Consider the following 4,538-nt stretch of genomic DNA (forward strand, 5'->3'; position numbering starts at 1 on the left):
CGGGATATTCGGGCTGTTCCGCGAACGCCTGAAATTCCATGTCGAGGCGAACATCAATCTCACTGGGATTTTCGTTAGAGGCGATCAGCCACTCCGATCCCGCAGCGAGGAGCGCCTTGCCGGAATCGGGGCCAAACGCACCGGCGGGAAAAGCGCGTAGCCATCGGTGGTCGAGAAACACGTGTTTCAGTTCTCGCGCCCCGGATGTCCACAGGACCGGTTTGCCGAGGGTGTGGGAACGCCCCGTTCGTTGAAAACGAAGCCGCGCTCGGCCCGCGCCGGCTTCGCTGTTTCCGCAGACGACGGCGAGATCGACATCGTTTCCGTCGCCCGATGGAAACGTCAGGGCGGGATGCACGCTCAAGGCCGTCGATAAGTGACGCCCGCAAGCGCCGAAAAGTCGTGCACGAACTCTTTGCGTATAAGCCAGGGCCAATTCGTCGTCGTAAGCGAGCGCATCGGCCGGTTTGCTGCGCGCAATGAGCGGACCGTCGACCGGGTCCGGCAGATCGAATGCAAGCGTTTCGGTGCCTCCGCTCGATACGACCACCGACCAGCTTCGAAGCATATGTTCGCCCACGTAAAGCTCGATCGTCCGCCGGGCTTCCGCATCGCCCGTGTTCGCCAATTCCAGAACGCCGTTCAATCCGTTCTCGCTCTTGAGCGACGGCCGCAGAGCGAGAGCGGTGAGCGCCAGGTTGTCGCGCGCCCTGCCCACTTGCACGATACGACTCAATGGCGCGGTATCCGCCCAGCGATTTACATCGGAATCGGCCCCATCGGTGACCAGCCAATGAACGGCGTCGGGACCCATTTCCATCGCCAGAGGCATCTGGACACCCGGTCCGGGATCTTGAAACCAACTGTCGACTTCCCCTTCCCAGCGGTTCGCGGATAAGGAATCAAAACGGACGGAACGGCCGGGATACGTCAACGAATGAATGACCGCCCGGAAGGGAGACAAGTCTTCCAGGGCTTCGCGCAAAACCTGCAAGGCCATCTCGTGGCGCTTCGCTTCACCCTCGTCGACCAGCATGCTCACGGAATCGTCCAGCCAGATTTCGATAGAGCGCGAATCGGTCCAGCGGGCTCCGGCCTCGGCGAGAATCAGCAGGGCAAGGATCAGAGCACGTCGGCGCCACGCCGGATCGGCGGAACTCCAGCGGCTTCCCGTTGTTTCTTCGGATGCCGCAAATCGCCACAGAAAAACGGCGGACACCGCAAGTTCTCCGCGTCTGGCCCTTAGTTTGTGCAAGGCCCAAACCAGCGGCAGAACGACGAGGCCCCAGAGCCATCCGGGCGAGGACCACTCAATCATTCGAGGCCTCGAGTTTTCCGATGTGATCGATCAGCCATCGGTCCCAGGTCCGCGAGGTCTCGCACGAACTGAACGGTATGCCGCGTCGGCGGCAATACGCGTCCGACGATTCTCTAAACCGGTTTAAGCTAGTTTGGGCGGCGGCTCGGCCGGATTCCGAAGCATCGACGGGCAGACTGACGCCGTTTTCGACGTCCCGGATAAGCGTCGGCCCGGTCCGATGCAGCGTGCATTCCTCGGCCGAGAGCGTCTGCACGACCTGCACTTCGTGGCCGCGCCGCAGCAGAAGGTCCAAGGCGGGCCGCATGCCGTCCTCCGTCAGCAAGTCGCTGATCACCAACACGGAAGCATCGGCGCGCAGGGCGGGGATGCAGGCGGCCAGATTCGAACCGCCTCCCTCCTCTCGAGGGCGGCAGCGGCGCACGACGTCCAGCAGCCGGGTGTATTGTTCCCGTCCGCTTCCGGACGCGCACAGCGTATCGATTCCGCCGCTGAAGACGATCAGACCGACCCGGTTGCCCGCGTGGAGCAAGACATAGGCGAAAGCTGCCGTCAGATGCGAGGCCAGCGCCCACTTGCCGCTTTCCGGCAAACGCATGGACGCGCTGCGATCCAGGCAGATGAACCAACGCGTCGAGCATTCGCTTCCGAATTGTTTCACCTGGGGATGCCAGGCGCGCGCCGAAGCGCGCCAATCGAGGGCTCGCAGATCGTCGCCCGCCCGATAGTCGCGATAGCCCAGAAAATCGTTGCCGGATGCGGTGGGGCTTCGCCGCGGACGACGTCCGGGCAGAGCCGCCGCCCGGCCGCGGAACAGATGTCCGGCTACGGATGCAAGTCTGCGGAGGGTCGGCTCATCGATAAAGCATTCATCTAGATCGAACGTCGCCATGAGCCGATCACTCTCTCCAGTGCAGAGTCGATCGCGATACCGTCCATTTCGCTTTCGATGTTGAGGAGTACGCGGTGCCGCAAAGCCGGCAGCGCCACGCTCGCGATATCGTCCGCAGCCACGTGCCCGCGTCCGCTTTGCAAAGCTCGGACACGCGCGGCCCGCAAGAGAGCCTGCAAGCCCCGCGGACTCGCGCCGTAACGAAAATGACGGCGCGCCTCCTCGCTGCCCGCACCGTGCTCGGGATGAGTGGCGAGTACCAAGGAAACCGCCGCCCGCTTCATCTCGTCGGCGATCACGACTTCGCGGCACAAGGCCATCATCTCGCTGATCCGTTGAGGCGAGATCACGGCGTTCATGTTTTCGGTGGGTTCTTCGTCCAGGGAGATGTCGATCAGTCTGAGCATCGCGTCCACCGCCGGGTACCCAACGGACAACTTGAACAGAAACCGATCGGTTTGCGCCTCGGGAAGCGGAAAGGTCCCTTCGATCTCGATCGGGTTTTGGGTGGCGATGAGCCAGAACGGATCGGGTAGAGGATGGCTTCTGCCGGCGGCGGTCACTTGCCGCTCCTGCATGGCTTCCAGCAGCGCCGCCTGCGTCTTCGGAGTCGCACGATTGATCTCGTCGACCAGTACCATGGGCGCGAAGATCGGCCCCGGCCGGAACTCCAGACGGTGTTCGCGATCATCCTCGGCTCTCAGCAGAACTTCGCTCCCGGTGATATCGGCGGGCATCAGATCGGGCGTGCATTGCACCCGCGACATGGGAACCCCGATACAGCAGGCCAGCCCCTTGGCCAGATGGGTCTTGCCGAGGCCGGGATAGCCTTCGAGCAGAATGTGTCCGCCCGCCAGCATCGCGCTGACCATATCCCGGATCAGTGCTTCCTGGCCCACGATGACCCGGGCCAGGGATTCGCACAGCCGATTCATATCATCCCGGAAATGCTTGATTGCCGTTCCGATATCCGGGTCCGCACGACGGGAAGTCGATAGCGCCATGGTGTCAATCCGAGTGTTTCGTCAAAAATTGAAAGTAGCGGTCCGAATAGCGGCGCATGGCCGGAGACAAGGGAACGAATGCTCGCGATTCTCCGTGTCTGGACGCCCCGGACGGCGGTGCGAGCTCCCCCGATGCCGGCCGCGTTACCGAACTGTGCTTCAGCGCCCGGCGCCGGTTCGAAGCGTGTTCGCCTTTGCCCCGTTCGAGGTCGGTCCAACGAAGCGTGAGTTCCGCTTGCTCCGTGCTACGGCCGTAGGTTCTCGAAAAATCCGAGCCCTCGCCCGCCGCAGAGGTTTTTTGAGCGGCCCGATCATCGGGCGATACGTGATCCGATGTCGTCGACTGCCCGCCGGATCGATCCGGCGACGGCATGGACCTTATGGACTGTCGTCCCCCGGTTTCCTGTCCCGAGTTTTTCGCACTCGCGGCGTTCCGAATCGGCGTTTCGCTCGTATGGGATTTCGGCGGCTGCGCTAGTCGAGGATTTCGCTCCGTTTCCTCACGAAGACTGCTCGCCGCAACGAATTGCGAAACCTTGGAGTGGGTATCGGGATTTTCGGAAAACGAAACCGGCTTTTCCGGCGTGAATTGTCCGACTTGTTCAAGGGGCGTCCTCCCATCGGGCGCAACCGGAAATGTTCGGTCCGCGCCCCCGGAAAACAGCACGAAAAAGCCGCCCAGCCCCAGTCCGAGCGGTATCCAGGCATTGGACCAGGCCTCGAGGCGGGGCAGTCGCTCGGGATGTTGTTTCCAGGAGGCGGCGGACAATTCAGCTTGCTCGAGCACATAAAACCTCATGCGGCTCCGGTCGACGGAATCCTGGAGCGCAAGATCGAGGCTCGTAATGAACAGGTTCTTGCCGTCGAATGTTTCGTCCAGTCGTTTTGCGGCTTTCCGATAATCGGAACGGGAAAAGCACATGAAAAACACGGGAGGAAACAGTACGGGCAGTAACGAAATCGCAAACGTCGCAGAAAGCGGCAGCGGACGTAGCCCGAGATGAACGGCCCCTGCCAGAGCCATAAGCACAGCGGAACACCATGACCCGATTCGGAACAGATTCCACGCGCCGCACCACCGAAGCCGCGCGGCTGTTGTCTTAAGCAGCGCGGAAAGGTTCGGGCAATCGACTAGTGCATTTTCCGATTCGGCGTAGCGGAGCCCAAATGTAGGTCGGCAATCCTTTGCCGACAAAGCCCCTTGCCGATCTTGTGCGTCGGCAATGGATTGCCGACCTACGATCTTCCGACCCGTACCGCTAAACCGGGGTGAAAAACGCGCTAATGGGTGATCCAGCCGAGCCATACCTTGTCGAACCGCCAG

General features: G+C 61.9%; 4 protein-coding genes. All 4 read right to left on the reverse strand.

What is annotated here, in order from left to right; translation table 11 throughout:
• The coding region (locus ABJK70_RS20680) for a BatA domain-containing protein (protein WP_347258964.1) at window positions 1-1,318 on the reverse strand (1,318 nt) is incomplete at its 3' end.
• Window positions 1,311-2,210: a DUF58 domain-containing protein gene (locus ABJK70_RS20685; RefSeq protein WP_347258965.1), complete on the reverse strand. Its 900-nt coding sequence runs from the start codon at window positions 2,208-2,210 to the stop codon at window positions 1,311-1,313. The genes ABJK70_RS20680 and ABJK70_RS20685, both read right to left, overlap by 8 nt.
• Entirely contained in the window at window positions 2,192-3,214 is a 1,023-nt protein-coding gene (locus ABJK70_RS20690; protein ID WP_347258966.1) for a MoxR family ATPase, read from the reverse strand. Before ABJK70_RS20690 ends, ABJK70_RS20685 begins: the two co-directional genes overlap by 19 nt.
• Window positions 3,215-3,218: 4 nt before the next feature.
• A partial coding sequence (locus tag ABJK70_RS20695; RefSeq protein WP_347258967.1) for a hypothetical protein occupies window positions 3,219-4,538 on the reverse strand: 1,320 nt, incomplete at its 5' end.

This window comes from Methylocaldum sp. (assembly GCF_039794385.1).
Taxonomy (GTDB): Bacteria; Pseudomonadota; Gammaproteobacteria; order Methylococcales; family Methylococcaceae; genus Methylocaldum.

Excerpts from the sequence above, each read along its gene's own strand:
- ABJK70_RS20685 (WP_347258965.1), bottom strand. The coding sequence starts at position 2,210 with ATGGCGACGTTCGATCTAGATGAATGCTTTATCGATGAGCCGACCCTC.
- ABJK70_RS20690 (WP_347258966.1), bottom strand. The coding sequence starts at position 3,214 with ATGGCGCTATCGACTTCCCGTCGTGCGGACCCGGATATCGGAACGGCA.